Genomic DNA, 19,137 nt, shown 5'->3' with positions numbered 1-19,137 from the left:
CGTGACCCTGGCGGACAGTGCGTTTTCGCTGGCGCCGCGCGGAATCGGTGTGCTATAGACCCCCGCCGTGCGCGGACCGCCCGCCGGCCATTCGCGGGCGTGGTGGAACTGGTAGACACGCGAGATTTAGGTTCTCGTGGCGAAAGCCGTGGGGGTTCAAGTCCCTCCGCCCGCACCATGCCCAATTCCGGGACCCGAATACCGGGCAGGCACGCCCGAATGCCCAGACACACGCAAGGCAGCGATCAACACGTTATGCAGGTCACAGAAACCGTAAACGAAGGGCTCAAGCGCGAGCTCCAGATCACCGTTCCGGCAGGCGATCTCGACACCCGCCTCAACAACCGGCTCACGGACCTCAAGGACACCGTGCGGATCCGCGGCTTCCGGCCGGGCAAGGTGCCCGTCGCGCATCTCAAGCGCGTCTACGGCCGCTCGGTGATGGCCGAGGTCGTCGAGCAGACGGTCAACGAGACCAGCCAGCAGGCGATCACCGACCGCGAGGAGCGCCCCGCCTATCAGCCCGACATCGCGCTGACCGAGGACAAGGACGAGATCGAGAAGATCCTGAAGGGAGAGGCCGACCTCGCCTACAAGATGAGCTTCGAGATCCTGCCCGCGCTGGCCGCCCCGGATTTCGGCAAGATCGAGGTCGAGAAGGAAGTCGCCACCGTCGACGAGGCGGTGATCGACGAGAGCATCTCGCGCATCGCCGAGCAGAACAAGCCCTACGCCCCCCGCGAGGAGGGCGCCAAGTCGGAATCGGGCGACAGGCTGACGATCGACTATGTCGGCAAGATCGACGGCGAGCCGTTCGAGGGCGGCGCCGACCAGGACGCGCAGATCCAGCTGGGCAGCGGCTCCTTCATTCCAGGCTTCGAGGAGCAGCTGACGGGGCTGACCGCAGGCACCGAGACGGTGGTCAAGGTGACCTTCCCGGAGCAGTACCAGGCCGCGCATCTGGCCGGCAAGGAAGCCGAGTTCGACGTCACGGTGAAGGAGATCGCCGCGCCGGGCGAGGTGACGATCGACGACGAATTCGCCAAGTCGCTGGGGCTCGAGTCGCTCGAGAAGCTGAAGGAAGCCGTCCGCGAGCAGATCGCCAAGGACTACGAGCAGCAGTCCCGCACCAAGGTGAAGCGCCAGCTTCTCGACGCGCTAGACGAGGCCTGCACCTACGAACTTCCCGAGAAGCTCGTCGACAACGAGTTCGAGGCGATCTGGCAGCAGGTCACCCAGGATCTCGAGCGCAGCGGCAGGAGCTTCGAGGACGAGAAGACCACCGAAGAAGAAGCGCGCGCCGAGTACCGCAAGATCGCCGAGCGGCGCGTTCGCCTCGGCCTGCTACTTGCCGACATCGGCGAGAAGAACGAAATAAAGGTGACCGACGAGGAACTGAACCGGGCGCTCGTCGACCGGGTGCGCCAGTTCCCGGGTCAGGAGCAGGTGGTCTGGGAGTACTATCAGAAGAACCCGCAGGCGACGGCCGAGCTGCGGGCGCCGATATTCGAGGAGAAGGTCGTCGACTACATCCTCGCGCTGGCGAAGGTGACCGAGAAGCCGGTGTCGCGGGAGGAACTGTTCCACGATCCCGACGACGAGCACGACCATGATCATGACCACGACCATTCGCACGGTCACGACCATGATCACGATCACGGGAAGAAGTCGTCCGGCGCAAAGCCCGACTGACCGCGCGATCGCCAGCCGATCGGCGTTCGCCGGTCGGCCGGAAGCGACCATCGGCCCGATAACCGGGGGGAACCTAACAATCCCCCCTGCGAATCGCCACATTCCTGTATGTGGCTTCGTGGCCATGACGCGGCCTCGAGCGAGCGAATGACATTGGGAGACTGACGTGCGCGATCCTGTCGATACATACATGAACCTGCTGGTGCCGATGGTGGTGGAGCAGACCAACCGCGGCGAGCGCGCGTTCGATATCTATTCGAGGCTGCTCAAGGAGCGCATCATCTTCGTGACGGGTCCGATCGAGGACCACATGGCGACGCTGATCACCGCGCAGCTTCTCTTCCTGGAGGCCGAAAACCCCAAGAAGGAAATCGCCATGTACATCAACTCGCCCGGCGGCGTGGTGACGTCCGGCCTGGCGATCTACGACACGATGCAGTTCATCCGCCCGGCGGTGTCGACGCTGTGCATCGGACAGGCCGCGTCGATGGGCTCGCTGCTGCTCGCCTGCGGCGAGGCCGGCATGCGCCACGCGCTGCCCAACGCGCGCATCATGCTGCATCAGCCCTCCGGCGGCTTCCAGGGCCAGGCCTCCGACATCGAGCGCCACGCCGAGGACATCATCAAGATGAAGCGGCGGCTCAACGAGATCTACGTGAAACACACCGGGCGCGACTACGAGACGATCGAGCGCACCCTGGACCGCGACTATTTCCTCACCGCCAACGAGGCGAAGGAATTCGGCATCGTCGATTCGGTTATGGAGAAGCGCGCCGATCTTGCCGCCGCAAACGGCGACAAGGGGCCGGAGTGACGGCGGGGACGGCGAGCGTAGGGCGCCTGCCGGGACGAAACGGCACCATTTGCATCGAGTTAGCGTTAATGGTCTGTTGATTTCTGGCTACCTAGCATGGTTGCATTGGCCCGATGCCGATGGGCGGCTATAAACAATCTTTCGTGGTATTGCCGAGAGGGACGGTGATGCCGGAGTAAGCGGGGCACATGGCCCGGCAAGCATTGCGCCAAAGGCGGGTGGCCTTGGGCGAAGCGGAGTGACCGAATGAGCAAGGTCAGCGGCAGCGACTCGAAAAACACCCTTTACTGCTCCTTCTGCGGCAAGAGCCAGCACGAGGTGCGCAAGCTGATCGCGGGACCGACCGTGTTCATCTGCGACGAGTGCGTCGAACTGTGCATGGACATCATTCGCGAGGAGAACAAGAACTCCTTCGTGAAGGCCAACGACGGGGTCCCGTCGCCGAACGAGATCTGCCAGGTTCTCGACGACTACGTGATCGGGCAGTCGCACGCCAAGAAGGTGCTGTCGGTCGCCGTCCACAATCACTACAAGCGCCTCAATCACAGCGCCAAGTCGAACGACGTCGAACTGGCCAAGTCGAACATCCTGCTGATCGGCCCGACCGGCTGCGGCAAGACGCTGCTCGCGCAGACGCTCGCGCGGATTCTCGACGTGCCCTTCACCATGGCCGACGCAACCACGCTGACCGAGGCCGGCTATGTCGGCGAGGACGTCGAGAACATCATCCTGAAACTGCTGCAGGCGGCCGACTACAACGTCGAGCGGGCCCAGCGCGGCATCGTCTACATCGACGAGGTCGACAAGGTCAGCCGCAAGTCCGACAACCCCTCCATCACCCGCGACGTGTCGGGCGAGGGCGTCCAGCAGGCGCTGCTGAAGATCATGGAGGGCACGGTCGCCAGCGTTCCGCCGCAGGGCGGCCGCAAGCACCCGCAGCAGGAGTTCCTGCAGGTCGACACGACCAACATCCTGTTCATCTGCGGCGGCGCATTCTCGGGCCTCGAGAAGATCATCTCCAGCCGCGGCGAGGGGACGTCGATCGGGTTCGGCGCCGAGGTGAAGTCGGTCGACGACCGGCGCACCGGCGAGATCTTCCGCGACGTCGAGCCTGAGGACCTGCTGAAGTTCGGGCTGATCCCCGAATTCATCGGCCGCCTGCCGGTGATCGCGACCCTCGACGACCTCGACGAGGAGGCGCTGGTGCGCATTCTCACCGAGCCCAAGAACGCGCTGGTGAAGCAGTACCAGCGGCTGTTCGAGATGGAGGGCGTCGAACTGGCGCTGCCGCTCGACTCGCTCCAGGCGATTTCCCGCAAGGCGATCGACCGCAAGACCGGCGCACGCGGCCTGCGGTCCATCATGGAGGCGATCCTCCTCGACACGATGTTCGAACTGCCCGGCCTCGACGGCGTCGAGGAGGTGGTGCTGGGCCCCGATGTCATCGAGGGCAATGCACGGCCGCTCTACATCTACGCCGACCGGGCGGAAAAGAACGTCGAAAGCAGCGCCTGATCTCCCCGAATCCCAAGGCCGGCGCGCCGCGCCGGCCGTTCTGCCCCGGGTTTCGGCGCGCGCCGGACCCGCTACTTGACTTGGCTCGGGCGCGTGGCCACCTAATTGGTCGACGAACGGTACCGCAGCAAAGCGAGTCGGCCGGTCCGGATCCAAAGGCGATCCGGATGCGTAGTAATCCTACCGGTCAGCATAACGTGCGCGTCTCCCCGGCGCATCGCTGCTGAGTGCCTCAAACGAGAGGATAATGCACATGGCCAACGAGAAGCCGCGCATCATCGATACACCCGGGTCGCAGGACATCTACCCGGTCCTGCCGCTGCGCGATATCGTGGTCTTTCCACACATGATCGTGCCGCTCTTCGTCGGCCGCGAAAAGTCCATTCGCGCGCTCGAGGAAGTGATGCGGGCCGAACGCCCGATCCTGCTGGCCACCCAGAAGAACGCCAGCGACGACGATCCCGACACCGACGCGATCTATGACGTCGGAACGATGGCGACCGTCCTGCAACTGCTGAAACTGCCCGACAGCACCGTCAAGGTCCTCGTCGAGGGACAGTCGCGGACGAAGATCCTCGGCTACACGGACCAGAGCGAGTACTACGAGGCCGAGGCCGTTGCGCTCGCCGAAGAGGAAGGCGATCCCGTCGAGGTCGAGGCCCTGGCGCGGTCGGTGGTGTCCGAGTTCGACAACTACGTGAAGCTCAACAAGAAGGTCTCGCCGGAAGTGCTCGGCGCGGTCACGCAGATCGACGACTACGCCAAGCTCGCCGACACGGTGGCCTCGCACCTGGCCGTCAAGATCCCCGACAAGCAGCAGATCCTGGAGACGGTGTCCGTCCCCGGCCGGCTGGAGCAGGTGCTCGGGCTGATGGAAAGCGAGATCAGCGTGCTGCAGGTCGAGAAGCGGATCAGGAGCCGCGTCAAGCGTCAGATGGAGAAGACGCAGCGCGAGTATTACCTGAACGAGCAGATGAAGGCGATCCAGAAGGAGCTCGGCGATTCCGATGAGGGGCGCGACGAGCTCGGCGAACTCGAGGACAAGATCGCCAAGACCAAGTTCTCGAAGGAAGCCCGCGAAAAGGCCATGGCCGAGCTGAAGAAGCTCCGCCAGATGAGCCCGATGTCGGCGGAAGCCACCGTCGTGCGCAACTACCTCGACTGGCTGCTGTCGATCCCGTGGGGCAAGAAATCCCGCATCAAGAAGGACCTGGGTCACGCCCAGGCGGTGCTGGACGCCGACCACTTCGGGCTCGAGAAGGTGAAGGACCGCATCGTCGAGTACCTCGCGGTGCAGCAGCGGGCCAACAAGCTGCGTGGCCCGATCCTGTGCCTGGTGGGCCCGCCCGGCGTCGGCAAGACGTCGCTGGGCAAGTCGATCGCACGGGCAACGGGACGCGAATTCGTCCGCGTGTCGCTCGGCGGCGTGCGCGACGAGGCGGAGATCCGCGGCCACCGGCGCACCTATATCGGCTCGATGCCGGGCAAGGTGATCCAGTCGATGCGGAAGGCCAAGCACACCAATCCGCTGTTCCTCCTCGACGAGGTGGACAAGATGGGTGCCGATTTCCGCGGCGATCCGTCGGCGGCTCTGCTCGAGGTGCTCGACCCGGAACAGAACGGCAGCTTCAACGACCACTATCTCGAGGTGGACTACGATCTGTCGAACGTCATGTTCGTGACGACGGCGAATACGCTGAACATCCCGCCGGCCCTGATGGACCGGATGGAGATCATCCGCATCGCCGGCTACACGGAAGACGAGAAGGTCGAGATCGCCCGGCGGCACCTGCTGCCCAAGGCAATCCGCGAGCACGGTCTGAAGAGCAAGGAGTTCGCTATCGACGATGCGGCCCTGCTGACCGTCATCCGCCTCTACACCAGGGAAGCCGGGGTGCGTAACCTCGAGCGGGAGCTGGCGACGCTGGCGCGGAAGGTGGTCAAGGAACTGATCGTCACGTCGAAGAAGGACATCCGGGTCACGGAAGCCAACCTCGGCGATTTCCTCGGCGTTCCCCGCTATCGCTTCGGCGAGGCCGAACGCGAGGACCAGGTCGGCGTCGTTACGGGCCTGGCGTGGACGGAATTCGGCGGCGAACTGCTCACCGTCGAAGGCGTCATGATGCCGGGCAAGGGCAAGATGTCGGTGACCGGCAACCTGCGCGACGTGATGAAGGAGTCGATCCAGGCCGCCGCCGCCTACGTGCGCTCGCGGTCGGTGGACTTCGGCATCGAGCCGCCGCTGTTCGACCGGCGCGACATCCACGTCCACGTCCCGGAAGGCGCGACGCCGAAGGACGGGCCGTCCGCGGGTGTCGCCATGGCGACCGCGATCGTCTCGACGATGACCGGCATTCCCGTCCGCAAGGACGTGGCGATGACGGGGGAGATCACGCTGCGCGGCCGCGTTCTGCCGATCGGCGGCCTGAAGGAGAAACTGCTGGCGGCGCTTCGCGGCGGCATCAAGAGGGTGATCATCCCCGAGGACAATGCCAAGGATCTCGCCGAGATCCCCGACAACCTCAAAAGCGGCCTGGAGATCATTCCGGTGTCGCGGCTGGGCGAGGTGCTGAAACTGGCACTGGTCCGCGAGCCGGAAGCGATCGAGTGGTCGGAGCCGGTCGCCGCTCCTCAGGTCGTCGCCGAGGGCGATGCGAAGTCCGGCGTCGTGGCCCACTGACCACACCTGCGTTCCGAGAGCGCCCGCCTCTTCAGGCGGGCGCTTCTTTTTTGTAGATGCGGCGGCAAGAAACCCTTATTTCTCCGGGCTTCGGCGCTAAAATCCGCAGTGAGGCGCGATTCGCCGAATGCAACCAATAGAAACGCAGGACGAAAGGACAAGACCGTGAACAAGGCAGATCTCATCGCGAAGGTGGCCGACGATACCGAGCTACCGAAGGCACAGGCGGCCGGTGCCGTCGACGCAGTGTTCGACGCGATCTCGGGAGCCCTGAAGTCCGGCGATGAAGTCAAGCTGGCCGGTTTCGGAACGTTTTCCGTCGCGAAGCGTGCGGCCTCTACCGGGCGCAACCCCAAGACCGGCGAGCCGATCAAGATTCCGGCCACCAAGCTGCCGAAGTTCAAGGCCGGCAAGGGCTTGAAAGACTCCGTCAAGTAAGGGGCGGCGGCGACTGCGCCGCCACCGGAACGAATTGCGAAGAGCCCCGTGCCGGAATCGTCACGGGGCTTTTCGATTGGGGATATCCGCTTGAATGCCGGTCGTTCCGGCGATAAACCCCGCAGACGGGCAGGGCGGTTAGCTCAGCTGGTAGAGCGCCACGTTTACACCGTGGATGTCGGGAGTTCGATCCTCTCACCGCCCACCATCGCCTGTCTCGGCTCCGATGGCCGTTGCGGCCGAGGAGGCCGCCGGCGCCGGTTCGACCGGCGCGCCGCAGACCTATTTCGATGCGCCCCGACAATTGGCGATCGGCCCGCTTGACTTGCCGCGGGCCGTCACTTAAGTCGTGGCGACCCGCTGCTGAGGGCCGGTGACATCGACCGGCACGTCAGGCGCCTGTGGGGGTGTAGCTCAGTTGGTTAGAGCGCCGGCCTGTCACGCCGGAGGCCGCGGGTTCGAGTCCCGTCACTCCCGCCAATTCTCCCGTATACACGCGATTCCCTGCCGCGGGGTTCTCCTCGCAGGCTATCCGTTCAGCGCCTTGAGCTGCGCGACGAACAGCGTCGGCGCGGTCCAGGTGCTGCCTGCCGGCGTCTCAAGCCCGATCTCGCGGGCGAGATCGGCCAGGTAGGTGTTGCAGTTGTAGTTCGCCCAGCTCCAGGCCGGCGGTTCGCCGCGGGCTCGTTCCACTGCTGCGGCAAGGCGCTCGTACTGGCGCGCCGTCAGGGCGCGTCGATACACCACAGTGGGAGCGATCTCGGCATCCAGCGGCACCGATTCCGTGGTTGCCCTGGCGCCGCCGACGGCGAAGGCGAAGCCCGTCACGTCGTCGGGATAGAGGCCGGTGTGGACCGGATCGACGATGTCTCCAGCGGCGCCGAGCCTGCCGAAGACGAGATAGCTGTGGCCAATGATGTCGGGACCGGTACGGGCACGGAATTCGACGGCATACGACCCCGTCACCGCATCCCCGCGCTCGGCCTTCGGGCGTGCCGGCAGCAGCGCGGCGGCAGACAGGGCGGCCGGATCCGTGAAGGAATAGGCGGTCGGCAGCACCGGCCGGTCGGTCCCGACGCATCCCGCCACCGTACCGGCCGCAACGAGCGCCGCCGGCGCAAGCACTCTCCAAACCGACACGACCCCGCCCCCGGCACGCTATTGCTGCGGCTGCGATTCGGCACCGAGCCCCGGCTCGGGCGGTCCGTCGCGCCATGGTTTCCTTTCGCCGCGACACTATTTATGCATGAACGCGGGAAGACGGAAAGCGATAGCCGAGGGCGACGGGCGAACGGAGTGAATCTCCCGGCGCGGACGCTTGCCCTCATGGGGAGCGTGGGCTAAGCGTACCGGCGAGAGCGAAATTGTGCGGCGCACCCCGACAGCGCCCGCGAACGGAGCTGAGGAGATATGCCCGATATTCTGCAGGAATATCTGCCGATAGCGGTGTTCATTGGAATTTCGGCGGTCATCGGGTTCGCCCTGATGTTTTCCTCCTTCGTCATCGCGTACCAGAATCCGGATCCGGAGAAACTGTCGGCCTACGAATGCGGCTTCAATGCGTTCGACGACGCGCGCATGAAATTCGACGTGCGGTTCTATCTGGTCGCCATCCTGTTCATCATCTTCGACCTGGAGGTCGCCTTCCTGTTTCCCTGGGCCGTCGCATTCAGTGAAGTCGGACTGTTCGGATTCTGGTCGATGATGGTGTTCCTTGCCGTGCTGACCGTCGGGTTCGCCTACGAATGGCGCAAAGGGGCCCTGGAATGGGACTGATTCACCGAGACCAGCCGCTGGTCGGGCAAACGCCCACCGGCGCCATCGATCCGGCGACCGGACGTCCGGTCGGCGCCGACGATCCGTTCTTCACCGAGGTGAACGCGGAACTCGCCGACAAGGGCTTCATCGTCACGGCATCCGACGACCTGATCAACTGGGCCCGCACCGGCTCGCTGATGTGGATGACCTTCGGCCTGGCGTGCTGCGCGGTCGAGATGATGCAGGTGTCGATGCCGCGCTACGACGTCGAGCGCTTCGGCTTCGCGCCGCGCGCGAGCCCGCGCCAATCCGACGTGATGATCGTGGCAGGCACACTGACCAACAAGATGGCGCCCGCTCTGCGGAAGGTCTACGACCAGATGCCGGAGCCGCGCTACGTCATCTCGATGGGCAGCTGTGCGAACGGCGGCGGCTACTATCACTATTCCTATTCGGTGGTGCGCGGATGCGACCGCGTGGTGCCGATCGATGTCTACGTTCCCGGCTGTCCCCCGACGGCGGAAGCGTTGCTCTACGGCGTTCTGCTTCTGCAAAAGAAGATCCGGCGTACGGGAACCATCGAGCGCTGACGGCGCCGTTGGCAGAGTTTGGAGAAGCGGGATGGACCTGGCGCTGAACGAAGAGGCACTGACCGAGCTTGGCGACTATATCGGCCAGGCTCTCGGTCCCGACAACGTCGACTGGACCGTCGCGCTCGGCGAGCTGAACCTCTCGGTGTCGCCGGGCATGCTGCTGGAGACATGCCGGTTCCTGCACGACGATGCGCGGTGCCAGTTCATCTCGTTCATCGACGCGTGCGGCGTCGACTATCCCGAGCGCGAGCAGCGGTTCGACGTCGTGTACCACCTGCTGAGCCCGCGCCAGAACCAGCGCATCCGGATTACGATTCGCACCGATGACGTGACGCCGGTCCCAAGCCTCACGGAAATCTGGCCGGGCGCGCTGTGGTTCGAACGCGAGACCTACGATCTCTACGGGGTCCTGTTCTCGGGCCATCCGGACCTGCGGCGGCTCTTGACCGACTACGGCTTCGAGGGCCATCCGCTGCGCAAGGACTTCCCGCTGACCGGGTTCGTCGAGGTGCGCTACGACGACGAGATGAAGCGCGTCGTCTACGAGCCGGTGCGACTCAACCAGGAATTCCGCAACTTCGACTTCCTGTCGCCCTGGGAAGGCGTCGACTACGTGCTTCCCGGCGACGAGAAGGCGGGCAAGGGAAGCGGATCGTGAACGAGGCAGCCATGAAGACCGGTCGGTGCCTGTGCGGTGCGGTGCGCTTCGAGGCGACGCCCAAACACGACGAGATGGGCGTATGCCATTGCAGCAAGTGCCGCCGCTGGTCGGGCGGCGCGTTCATGGCCGTCGAGTGCGGCAACAGCGTCCGGGTGAACGACGACAGCCAGCTCGGCGTGTACGTCTCGTCGGATTGGGGCGAGAGGGTCTTCTGCAAGACTTGCGGAACGACGCTGTTCTGGCGCATGCAGGACGGCTCCGAGTACGCCGTTTCGGCACAGGCGTTCGACGATCCGGCCCAGTTCCGTTTCGTCAGCGAGATATTCGTCGACGAGCAGCCGCCGAACTATGCATTTGCCAACGAGACACGAAAAATGACCGGACCGGAATTCATCGCCATGGTGACGGGCAAGCCGGAGTCCGGGAATGCCTGAGGCGGAAGTCCGCAACTTCTCGATCAACTTCGGTCCGCAGCATCCCGCCGCGCACGGCGTCCTGCGTCTCGTGCTCGAGATCGACGGCGAGGTGGTCGAGCGCGTCGACCCGCATATCGGGCTTCTTCACCGGGGCACCGAAAAGCTGATCGAGTACAAGACGTACCTGCAGGCGCTGCCGTATTTCGACCGGCTCGACTATGTCGCGCCGATGAACCAGGAGCACGCGTTCTCGCTCGCCACGGAGAGGTTGCTCGGCATCGAAGTGCCGCGGCGCGGCCAGCTCATCCGGGTGCTCTACTGCGAGATCGGCCGCCTGCTGTCGCATCTCCTCAACGTCACGACGCAGGCACTGGACGTCGGCGCGCTGACCCCGCCGCTGTGGGGCTTCGAGGCGCGCGAGAAGCTCATGGTCTTCTACGAGCGGGCATCGGGCGCGCGCATGCATTCGGCCTATTTCCGGCCCGGCGGCGTCCATCAGGACCTGCCGCCCGAGCTGATCGACGACATCGGCGCCTTCTGCGACCCGTTCCTCGAGCTGTGCGACGACATCGAGGGGCTGCTCACCGAGAACCGCATCTTCAAGCAACGCAACGTCGACATCGGCGTCGTCAGCCTCGAGGATGCCTGGGCATGGGGATTCTCCGGCGTCATGGTGCGCGGCTCGGGCGCGGCGTGGGACCTGCGCAAGTCGCAGCCCTACGAGTGCTATGAGGAGATGCAGTTCGACATCCCGATCGGAAAGAACGGGGATTGCTACGACCGCTATCTCATCCGGATGGAGGAGATGCGCCAGTCGACGAGCATCATGAAGCAGTGCGTGGAGAAGCTGCAGGCAGCAGGCGGACAGGGGCCGGTGCATTCGACCGACCAAAAGATCGTCCCGCCTAAACGCGGCGAGATGAAGCGCTCGATGGAAGCCCTGATCCATCACTTCAAGCTCTATACCGAGGGCTACAAGGTGCCGGCCGGCGAAGTCTACGCCGCCGTCGAGGCGCCGAAGGGCGAGTTCGGGGTCTATCTGGTCTCCGACGGGTCGAACCGGCCCTACCGCTGCAAGATCCGGGCGCCCGGCTTCGCGCATCTGCAGGCGATGGACTTCCTCTGCCGCGGCCACATGCTGGCCGACGTGTCGGCGGTGCTCGGCTCTCTCGACATCGTCTTCGGGGAGGTTGACCGCTGATGTCCGTGCGTCGTCTCTGGCACGAGCAGCCCGACGGTTTCGCCTTCTCGGCGGACAATGCCGCGTGGGTCGAAAAGGCCATCAAGCGCTACCCGGAAGGCCGCCAGGCCTCGGCCGTGATCCCGTTGCTGTGGAAGGCGCAGGAGCAGGAAGGCTGGGTCTCAGAACCGGCGATCCGGCATGTCGCCGACATGCTGGACATGCCCTACATCCGGGTGCTGGAGGTCGCGACCTTCTACACCATGTTCCAGCTGCGGCCGGTCGGCACGAAGGCCCACGTGCAGGTCTGCGGGACGACGCCGTGCATGCTGCGCGGGGCCGGCGACCTGATCGCCGTCTGCAAGAGGCGGATCGCCGAGCACGCCCACGACGTCTCCGAGGACGGGGCGTTCTCCTGGGAAGAGGTCGAGTGCCTCGGCGCCTGCGTGAACGCGCCGATGATCCAGGTGTTCAAGGACACCTACGAGGACCTGACGGCGGAGAGCTTCGAGGCGATTCTCGACGCCTTCGATGCCGGCGAGACGCCTGCGCCGGGCCCCCAGAACGGACGGCACTACTCCGCGCCGCTCGGCGGCGCCAAGGTGCTCAAGGGCGATCCCGGCCCGGCGACGCCGACGCGCGAAGCAGCGGCCGAGAAGGTGGACACTCCGGACGCGGATGTCGACCCGGCGACGCCGAAGGCGCGCCACGAGTATGCCGCCAAGCCGAGCGGCGAAGACACGGCCGAAGCCGAAGTGGCCCGCTCCGCGTCGAATACCGATGAGGACTCAAGCACCGCCGGTGCCGTGCCCGAGCAGGAGACCAGGCCCCCCGGGCTCGACGCACCCCGCGACGGCAAGCCCGACGATCTCACCAAGATCGCCGGCATCGGGCCCCGGATCGAGAGCACGCTGCACTCGATCGGCGTCTACCATTTCGAGCAGATCGCCGCCTGGACGCCGGCTGAAGTGGCGTGGGTCAACGGCCATCTGAACTTCAAGGGCCGGATCGACCGGGACGACTGGATCGTCCAGGCCACCAACCTGGCCGGCAAGGACGGCGCGGCATCCTCCGCACCGACCGGAAAGAGGACATAGGCGATGCTCTCCGACAAGGACCGCATCTTCACCAACATCTACGGCCTGCACGACTGGGGCCTGAAGGGCGCGCGCCAGCGCGGCTCGTGGTCGGAAACCGCCGACATCATCGCCCGGGGACAGGACTGGATCATCGAGCAGATGAAGGCGTCCGGCCTGCGCGGGCGCGGCGGCGCCGGCTTCCCGACCGGGCTGAAATGGTCGTTCATGCCGAAGGAAGTCGGCGAGCGTCCGCACTACCTCGTCGTCAATGCCGACGAATCGGAGCCCGGCACCTGCAAGGACCGGGACATCATGCGCTTCGAGCCGCACCAGCTGATCGAGGGCTGCATGATCGCCTCCTTCGCGATGCGCGCCCATGCCTGCTACATCTACGTGCGCGGCGAGTTCATCCGCGAGCGCGAGCATCTCGAAGCCGCCATCGACGAGTGCTACGAAGCCGGTCTGGTCGGAAAGAACAACAAGAACGGCTGGGACTTCGACATCTACGTCCATCACGGCGCCGGCGCCTATATCTGCGGCGAGGAGACAGCCCTGCTCGAGAGCCTCGAGGGCAAGAAGGGCATGCCGCGGATGAAGCCGCCGTTCCCCGCCAACGCCGGTCTCTACGGCTGCCCCACCACCATCAACAACGTCGAGTCGATCGCCGTCGTGCCGGAGATCCTGCGGCGCGGCGGCGCCTGGTTCGCCGGCCTCGGCAAGCCCAACAACACCGGCACCAAGCTGTTCTGCATCTCCGGCCACGTCGAGACGCCGTGCAACGTGGAAGAGGAGATGGGCATCCCGCTGCGCGAACTGATCGACAAGCATGCCGGCGGCGTGCGCGGCGGCTGGGACAACCTGCTCGCCGTCATTCCCGGCGGCTCGTCGGTGCCGTGCCTTCCGGCCGAGGCCTGCCAGAACCTCTCGATGGACTTCGACACGCTGCGCGAGCTCAAGTCGGGCCTGGGGACGGCTGCGGTCATCGTCATGGACAAGTCGACCGACATCGTCCGGGCGATCGCGCGCATCTCCTACTTCTACAAGCACGAGAGCTGCGGCCAGTGCACGCCGTGCCGGGAGGGGACGGGCTGGATGTGGCGCGTCGTCGAGCGCATGGCGCGCGGCGAGGCGCAGAAGCGCGAGATCGACATGCTGCTGGAGGTTTCCCACCAGGTCGAAGGCCACACGATCTGCGCTCTCGGCGATGCCGCGGCCTGGCCGGTGCAGGGCCTGATCCGCCACTTCCGAGGCGAGATCGAGCGGCGGATCGACGAATACGCCGCCAATGCGAAACCGATGCCGGCCCTGGAGGCGGCGGAGTAGGGGCGATGAGGATCCACCAGGAAAAGCATCGGCTGGACGTCAGCAAAAGCGACCTGTCCGGCTCGACCTTCGACAACGTGAACCTGTCGGGATGCACGTTCGAGAACGTCAACCTGTCCGGTGGCCGGTATCACGACATCAATCTGTCGGGCTGCTCGTTCGACGACCTGAACATGTCGGGCTGGAGCGTGAACGACGTCAACATGTCGGGCCTCCGCCTGTCGAAGTCCAATCTCGCCGGCACATCGATCAGCGATTGCCGCTATGACGGCATGACCATCGACGGCATCCCTGTCACCGAATTGATTGCTGCCTACAAAGCCGCCGAAGCGCCGAAGGACGAAGCATGACGAAGATCATCGTCGACGGCACCGAAGTAGAGGTTCCCGCCGAGTTCACGCTCCTGCAGGCGTGCGAGGCGGCGGGCGTCGAGATCCCGCGATTCTGTTTCCACGAGCGCCTGTCGATCGCCGGCAACTGCCGCATGTGCCTCGTCGAGGTGAAGGGCGGCCCGCCGAAGCCGGCGGCCTCCTGCGCCATGGCCGTGCGCGACCTGCGGCCGGGACCGAACGGCGAGCCGCCGGAAGTCATGACCAGGACACCGATGGTCAAGAAGGCGCGCGAAGGGGTGATGGAGTTCCTACTCATCAACCATCCGCTGGACTGCCCGATCTGCGACCAGGGCGGCGAGTGCGACCTGCAGGACCAGGCGATGGCCTACGGCGTCGATTCCTCGCGGTTCCACGAGAACAAGCGGGCGGTCGAGAACAAGTACATCGGGCCGCTGGTCAAGACGATCATGACGCGGTGCATCCACTGCACGCGCTGCATCCGGTTCGTCACCGAGGTCGCCGGCGTGCCGGAGCTCGGCGCGATCGGCCGCGGCGAGGACATGGAGATCACCACCTACCTGGAAAGCGCCATGTCGTCGGAGCTGCAGGGCAACGTGATCGACCTTTGCCCGGTCGGCGCGCTGACGTCGCGGCCCTACGCCTTCCAGGCGCGGCCCTGGGAGCTCAGCAAGACCGAATCGATCGACGTCATGGACGCGCTCGGCTCGAACATCCGGGTCGACACGCGCGGCCGCGAGGTGATGCGGGTGATGCCGCGCACCCACGAGGACGTCAACGAGGAGTGGATCTCCGACAAGACCCGCTTCATCTGGGACGGCCTGCGCACACAAAGGCTCGACAGGCCCTATGTCCGCGAGAACGGCAAGCTGCGCGCGGCCTCCTGGCCGGAAGCCTTTGCGGTGATCGCCGAGCGGATCGGCGCGACGACGCCTGACAGGATCGGCGCCATCGCCGGCGATCTTGCCAGCGTCGAGGACATGTACGCCCTGCGCGAGCTGATGACCGGGCTCGGCGTGACCTCGATCGACTGCCGCCAGGACGGCGCGGCGCTCGACCCGAAGGCGGGGCGCGCCACCTACCTGTTCAATCCGACGGTGGCCGGCATCGATACGGCCGACGCGATCCTGATCGTCGGCTCCAATCCGCGCTACGAGGCGCCGGTTCTGAATGCGCGCATCCGCGAGCGCTGGCTGACGGGCGCCCTGAAGGTCGGCGTCGTGCTCGGCGACCAGCCCGACCTGACCTACGACTACGACTATCTCGGCGCGGGCACCGATACGCTTTCCGAGATCGCCGATGGCGCCGGCAGCTTCGCCAGGGTGCTGGCGGACGCCAAGCGTCCGATCGTCATCGTCGGCCAGGGAGCGCTGGCGCGCTCCGACGGCGCGGCGATACTGGCGCGGGCCGCGAAGATCGCCGCCGACACCGGGGCGCCGGCAGGCGAGGGCGAGGAGCCCTGGAACGCCCTTGCCGTGCTGCACACAGCGGCGGCGCGCGTAGGCGGCCTCGACCTCGGCCTGGTGCCGGGCGAGGGCGGCAAGGACGTGGCCGGCATGCTCGCCGGCGGCATGGAGGTGCTGTTCCTGCTCGGCGCCGACGAGATCGAGGTGCCGGCGGGTCCGTTCGTGATCTACCAGGGCACGCACGGCGACCGCGGCGCGCATCGCGCCGACGTCATCCTGCCCGGCGCCGCCTACACCGAGAAATCAGGCACCTACGTGAACACCGAAGGCCGTGTGCAGCTCGCCAACCGGGCAGGGTTCCCGCCCGGTGACGCCCGCGAGGACTGGTCGATCCTGCGCGCCCTGTCGGCCGTGCTGGGCAAGCCGCTGCCGTTCGACACGCTGGCCCAGCTCCGCTCCGCGCTCTACCAGGCGCACCCGCATTTCGCCCGGCTCGACACCGTCGAGCCCGCTCCCGCCGAACACGTCGCCGCACTGGCCGCGTCACCCGGCAACGTGGACAAGGCGGCGTTCGTCGCCGCGGTCGGCGATTTCTATTTGACCAACCCGATCGCGCGGGCCTCGGCCGTCATGGCGGAGATGAGCGCACTTGCACGGGCGCGGCGAGGGGAGGCGACCGGCACCCATGGGTGAGTTCTTCTGGACCTGGCTTTGGCCACTGATCATCCTGATCGCGCAGAGCCTGCTGCTGCTCGTCTGCCTGCTCGTGGTGATCGCCTATCTGCTACTTGCCGACCGCAAGATCTGGGCTGCCGTCCAGCTTCGCCGCGGGCCGAACGTCGTCGGCGCCTTCGGGCTACTTCAATCGTTCGCGGATCTGCTCAAGTTCGTCTTCAAGGAACCGATCATACCGGACGGCGCAAACAAGGGCGTATTCCTGCTGGCGCCGCTGGTGACCTGTATCCTGGCGCTGTCGGCGTGGGCCGTCATCCCGCTCGATTCGGGCTGGGTGATCGCCGACATCAACCTCGGCATCCTCTACATCTTCGCCATCTCGTCGCTGGGCGTGTACGGCGTGATCATGGGCGGCTGGGCGTCGAACTCGAAGTATCCGTTCCTGTCGGCGCTGCGCGCGGCCGCCCAGATGGTGTCCTACGAGGTCTCGATCGGCTTCGTGCTGATCACGGTCCTGCTGTGCGTCGGGTCCCTGAACCTGACCGCCATCGTCGAGGCGCAGCGCGGCACGTGGGGGCTGTTCGGCTGGTTCTGGCTGCCGCTGCTGCCGATGTTCGTGATCTTCTTCATCTCCGCCCTGGCGGAGACGAACCGGCCGCCGTTCGACCTTGCGGAGGCCGAATCGGAACTGGTCGCCGGCTACATGGTGGAATACTCCTCGACGCCGTACCTGCTGTTCATGCTGGGCGAATATGTCGCGATCACGCTGATGTGCGCCCTCACGACGATCCTGTTCCTGGGCGGCTGGCTGCCGCCGTTCGAGGTGGTGCCCTTCACCTGGGTCCCGGGCATCATCTGGTTCGTCATCAAGGTCTGCTTCGTCTTTTTCATGTTCGCGATGGTCAAGGCCATGGTGCCTCGCTATCGCTACGATCAGCTGATGCGTCTTGGCTGGAAGGTGTTTCTCCCTATTTCGCTGTTCATGGTTGTCGCCGTGGCTGCGGTGCTGCAGTTCGGCGGCCTGGCGCCGTGAATGAAAATGAGGTTTGAATGATGGCCAGACTCGATCAGGCCGCACGCTCTATCTTCCTGACGGAGTTCGTCTCGGCGTTCTTCCTGGCGATGCGATATTTCTTCAAGCCGAAGGCGACGCTGAACTATCCGTTCGAGAAGGGGCCGATCTCGCCGCGCTTCCGCGGCGAACATGCGCTGCGACGGTATCCGAACGGCGAGGAGCGCTGCATCGCCTGCAAGCTGTGCGAGGCGATCTGTCCCGCCCAGGCCATCACCATCGAGGCCGGCCCCCGCCGCAACGACGGCACGCGGCGCACGACCCGCTACGACATCGACATGGTCAAGTGCATCTATTGCGGCTTCTGTCAGGAGGCCTGCCCGGTCGATGCGATCGTCGAGGGACCGAACTTCGAATTCGCCGTGGAAACCCGCGAGGAACTGTACTTCGACAAGGACCGGCTGTTGGCGAACGGGGATCGCTGGGAGCGCGAAATCGCCAAGAGTATCGAGCTCGATGCGCCTTACCGCTGAGCGGTAGACGCGTATCTGGAACCGTTCTATTAAGGCCGCGCGCGCCGGAATACCGGCCTGCGGCCCGCCCCCGGGGGACCTGCCTGACGATGATCGTCGCGACCGCATTCTTCTATCTGTTTTCCGCGGTGATGATCGCCTCCGCGGTGATGGTTATCGCGTCCCGCAATCCGGTGCATTCCGTGCTCTTCCTGATTCTCGCCTTCTTCAACGCCGCCGGCCTCTTCATCCTGATGGGCGCCGAGTTCCTGGCGCTGATCCTGGTGGTCGTCTATGTCGGCGCCGTGGCGGTGCTGTTCCTGTTCGTCGTGATGATGCTCGACGTCGACTTCGTGCAGCTTCGCGAGGGCTTCCTGAACTATCTGCCGGTCGGCGCGCTGATCGCCTTCATCCTGCTCGTCGAACTCGTGCTCGTGCTGACGGGATGGGCGGTCTCCCCTGACGTGCCGGCGGTCGCGGCGGTGCCGGCGGACATGGAGGTCAGCAACATCCAGGCGATCGGCGAAGTGCTCTACACGCGCTACGTCTTCCTCTTCCAGATGGCCGGACTTGTGCTTCTGGTTTCGATGATCGGGGCGATCGTCCTGACGCTGAGGCACAAGGAGAACGTCAAGCGCCAGTCGATCGCCGCCCAGGTCGCCCGCACCCCGGCAACGGCGATCGAGGTCCGTCAGGTCGAGAGCGGCAAGGGGATCTGAACATGGCGATCGGTCTGGAAAACTACCTCGCGGTCGCCGCGATCCTGTTCACGCTGGGGATTCTCGGCATCTTCGTGAACCGGAAGAACGTGATCGTCATCCTGATGTCGATCGAGCTGATGCTGCTGGCGGTGAACATCAACCTGGTGGCGTTCTCCACGCATCTGGGCGACATCGTCGGCCAGGTTTTCGCGCTTTTCGTCCTCACCGTGGCCGCCGCCGAGGCTGCCATCGGGCTTGCCATCCTGGTGGTATTCTTCCGCAACCGCGGCTCGATCGAGGTCGAGGACGTCAACATGATGAAGGGCTGAGCG

19 protein-coding genes and 3 tRNA genes are annotated in these 19,137 nt (G+C 65.3%); 21 read left to right on the top strand and 1 reads right to left on the bottom strand.

All coding sequences use genetic code 11. The features are described 5' to 3' along the window. Positions 1-93: 93 nt before the first annotated feature. The 8 genes from V3328_RS24530 to V3328_RS24495 all read left to right on the top strand — a co-directional run bounded on the left by V3328_RS24530 (position 94) and on the right by V3328_RS24495 (position 7,619). Positions 94-178, top strand: a tRNA-Leu gene (locus V3328_RS24530). A gap of 77 nt (positions 179-255) precedes the next feature. Next, positions 256-1,692: a trigger factor gene (tig, locus tag V3328_RS24525; protein WP_340332368.1), complete on the top strand. Its 1,437-nt coding sequence runs from the start codon at positions 256-258 to the stop codon at positions 1,690-1,692. 166 nt (positions 1,693-1,858) lie between these two features. Further along, positions 1,859-2,506: an ATP-dependent Clp endopeptidase proteolytic subunit ClpP gene (clpP, locus tag V3328_RS24520; RefSeq protein ID WP_340332367.1), complete on the top strand. Its 648-nt coding sequence runs from the start codon at positions 1,859-1,861 to the stop codon at positions 2,504-2,506. A gap of 246 nt (positions 2,507-2,752) precedes the next feature. Then, complete coding sequence (gene clpX, locus V3328_RS24515; RefSeq protein WP_340332366.1) at positions 2,753-4,021, top strand: ATP-dependent Clp protease ATP-binding subunit ClpX; 1,269 nt, start codon at positions 2,753-2,755, stop codon at positions 4,019-4,021. Positions 4,022-4,274: 253 nt separating this feature from the next. Further along, complete coding sequence (lon, locus tag V3328_RS24510) at positions 4,275-6,701, top strand: endopeptidase La (protein WP_340332365.1); 2,427 nt, start codon at positions 4,275-4,277, stop codon at positions 6,699-6,701. Between the two features lie 165 nt (positions 6,702-6,866). Continuing rightward, the gene (locus V3328_RS24505; RefSeq protein WP_340332364.1) at positions 6,867-7,139 is read left to right on the top strand and encodes an HU family DNA-binding protein; all 273 of its coding nucleotides are present in this window, start codon (positions 6,867-6,869) and stop codon (positions 7,137-7,139) included. Positions 7,140-7,271: 132 nt separating this feature from the next. Beyond that, positions 7,272-7,347 (top strand) — tRNA-Val (locus V3328_RS24500). A gap of 195 nt (positions 7,348-7,542) precedes the next feature. Beyond that, positions 7,543-7,619, top strand: a tRNA-Asp gene (locus V3328_RS24495). Positions 7,620-7,667: 48 nt separating this feature from the next. Here the strand turns inward: V3328_RS24495 and V3328_RS24490 are convergent. Then, positions 7,668-8,279 carry a hypothetical protein gene (locus V3328_RS24490; RefSeq protein WP_340332363.1) on the bottom strand — a complete coding sequence of 204 codons (612 nt, stop codon included), beginning with the start codon at positions 8,277-8,279 and terminating at the stop codon, positions 7,668-7,670. A gap of 270 nt (positions 8,280-8,549) precedes the next feature. Between V3328_RS24490 and V3328_RS24485 the strand changes: the two genes are divergently transcribed. The 13 genes from V3328_RS24485 (at position 8,550) to nuoK (ending at position 19,134) form a co-directional block, all read left to right on the top strand. Further along, on the top strand, positions 8,550-8,915 hold the full coding sequence (locus V3328_RS24485; RefSeq protein WP_340332362.1) for an NADH-quinone oxidoreductase subunit A: 366 nt from the start codon (positions 8,550-8,552) through the stop codon (positions 8,913-8,915). After that, positions 8,906-9,487 (top strand): NuoB/complex I 20 kDa subunit family protein, encoded by a 582-nt coding sequence (locus V3328_RS24480; RefSeq protein ID WP_340332361.1) that lies wholly within the window; start codon positions 8,906-8,908, stop codon positions 9,485-9,487. Before V3328_RS24485 ends, V3328_RS24480 begins: the two co-directional genes overlap by 10 nt. A 31-nt stretch (positions 9,488-9,518) precedes the next feature. Further along, on the top strand, positions 9,519-10,148 hold the full coding sequence (locus tag V3328_RS24475; protein ID WP_340332360.1) for an NADH-quinone oxidoreductase subunit C: 630 nt from the start codon (positions 9,519-9,521) through the stop codon (positions 10,146-10,148). Then, positions 10,145-10,585 carry a GFA family protein gene (locus V3328_RS24470; RefSeq protein WP_340332359.1) on the top strand — a complete coding sequence of 147 codons (441 nt, stop codon included), beginning with the start codon at positions 10,145-10,147 and terminating at the stop codon, positions 10,583-10,585. The genes V3328_RS24475 and V3328_RS24470 overlap by 4 nt, the downstream gene beginning before the upstream one ends. Further along, positions 10,578-11,768, top strand: a complete 1,191-nt coding sequence (locus tag V3328_RS24465) for an NADH-quinone oxidoreductase subunit D (RefSeq protein WP_340332358.1) — start codon at positions 10,578-10,580, stop codon at positions 11,766-11,768. Before V3328_RS24470 ends, V3328_RS24465 begins: the two co-directional genes overlap by 8 nt. Beyond that, entirely contained in the window at positions 11,768-12,844 is a 1,077-nt protein-coding gene (gene nuoE, locus V3328_RS24460) for an NADH-quinone oxidoreductase subunit NuoE (RefSeq protein WP_340332357.1), read from the top strand. The genes V3328_RS24465 and nuoE overlap by 1 nt, the downstream gene beginning before the upstream one ends. Before the next feature lie 3 nt (positions 12,845-12,847). Continuing rightward, positions 12,848-14,149, top strand: a complete 1,302-nt coding sequence (gene nuoF, locus V3328_RS24455; protein WP_340332356.1) for an NADH-quinone oxidoreductase subunit NuoF — start codon at positions 12,848-12,850, stop codon at positions 14,147-14,149. A gap of 5 nt (positions 14,150-14,154) precedes the next feature. Beyond that, positions 14,155-14,499, top strand: a complete 345-nt coding sequence (locus tag V3328_RS24450; RefSeq protein WP_340332355.1) for a pentapeptide repeat-containing protein — start codon at positions 14,155-14,157, stop codon at positions 14,497-14,499. Further along, positions 14,496-16,598: an NADH-quinone oxidoreductase subunit NuoG gene (gene nuoG / locus V3328_RS24445; RefSeq protein WP_340332354.1), complete on the top strand. Its 2,103-nt coding sequence runs from the start codon at positions 14,496-14,498 to the stop codon at positions 16,596-16,598. The genes V3328_RS24450 and nuoG overlap by 4 nt, the downstream gene beginning before the upstream one ends. Then, positions 16,591-17,613, top strand: a complete 1,023-nt coding sequence (nuoH, locus tag V3328_RS24440; protein ID WP_340332353.1) for an NADH-quinone oxidoreductase subunit NuoH — start codon at positions 16,591-16,593, stop codon at positions 17,611-17,613. Before nuoG ends, nuoH begins: the two co-directional genes overlap by 8 nt. 20 nt (positions 17,614-17,633) lie before the next feature. Then, positions 17,634-18,125, top strand: coding sequence for an NADH-quinone oxidoreductase subunit NuoI (nuoI, locus tag V3328_RS24435; protein WP_340332456.1), 492 nt, complete (start codon positions 17,634-17,636; stop codon positions 18,123-18,125). 89 nt (positions 18,126-18,214) lie between these two features. Continuing rightward, on the top strand, positions 18,215-18,823 hold the full coding sequence (locus tag V3328_RS24430) for an NADH-quinone oxidoreductase subunit J (protein ID WP_340332352.1): 609 nt from the start codon (positions 18,215-18,217) through the stop codon (positions 18,821-18,823). A 2-nt stretch (positions 18,824-18,825) separates the two neighbouring features. Continuing rightward, positions 18,826-19,134: an NADH-quinone oxidoreductase subunit NuoK gene (gene nuoK / locus V3328_RS24425; protein ID WP_340332351.1), complete on the top strand. Its 309-nt coding sequence runs from the start codon at positions 18,826-18,828 to the stop codon at positions 19,132-19,134. Positions 19,135-19,137: the final 3 nt, after the last annotated feature.

The organism is Microbaculum marinum, from assembly GCF_037855135.1.
GTDB classification, from domain to species: domain Bacteria; phylum Pseudomonadota; class Alphaproteobacteria; order Rhizobiales; family Tepidamorphaceae; genus Microbaculum; species Microbaculum marinum.
This window is presented reverse-complemented; position numbering and strand designations above follow the sequence as displayed.

Coding starts and splice junctions, on each gene's coding strand:
- tig (WP_340332368.1), top strand. CDS start 256: ATGCAGGTCACAGAAACCGTAAACGAAGGGCTCAAGCGCGAGCTCCAG.
- clpX (WP_340332366.1), top strand. CDS start 2,753: ATGAGCAAGGTCAGCGGCAGCGACTCGAAAAACACCCTTTACTGCTCC.
- lon (WP_340332365.1), top strand. CDS start 4,275: ATGGCCAACGAGAAGCCGCGCATCATCGATACACCCGGGTCGCAGGAC.
- V3328_RS24485 (WP_340332362.1), top strand. CDS start 8,550: ATGCCCGATATTCTGCAGGAATATCTGCCGATAGCGGTGTTCATTGGA.
- V3328_RS24480 (WP_340332361.1), top strand. CDS start 8,906: ATGGGACTGATTCACCGAGACCAGCCGCTGGTCGGGCAAACGCCCACC.
- V3328_RS24475 (WP_340332360.1), top strand. CDS start 9,519: ATGGACCTGGCGCTGAACGAAGAGGCACTGACCGAGCTTGGCGACTAT.
- V3328_RS24465 (WP_340332358.1), top strand. CDS start 10,578: ATGCCTGAGGCGGAAGTCCGCAACTTCTCGATCAACTTCGGTCCGCAG.
- nuoE (WP_340332357.1), top strand. CDS start 11,768: ATGTCCGTGCGTCGTCTCTGGCACGAGCAGCCCGACGGTTTCGCCTTC.
- nuoF (WP_340332356.1), top strand. CDS start 12,848: ATGCTCTCCGACAAGGACCGCATCTTCACCAACATCTACGGCCTGCAC.
- V3328_RS24450 (WP_340332355.1), top strand. CDS start 14,155: ATGAGGATCCACCAGGAAAAGCATCGGCTGGACGTCAGCAAAAGCGAC.
- nuoG (WP_340332354.1), top strand. CDS start 14,496: ATGACGAAGATCATCGTCGACGGCACCGAAGTAGAGGTTCCCGCCGAG.
- nuoH (WP_340332353.1), top strand. CDS start 16,591: ATGGGTGAGTTCTTCTGGACCTGGCTTTGGCCACTGATCATCCTGATC.
- nuoI (WP_340332456.1), top strand. CDS start 17,634: ATGGCCAGACTCGATCAGGCCGCACGCTCTATCTTCCTGACGGAGTTC.
- V3328_RS24430 (WP_340332352.1), top strand. CDS start 18,215: ATGATCGTCGCGACCGCATTCTTCTATCTGTTTTCCGCGGTGATGATC.
- nuoK (WP_340332351.1), top strand. CDS start 18,826: ATGGCGATCGGTCTGGAAAACTACCTCGCGGTCGCCGCGATCCTGTTC.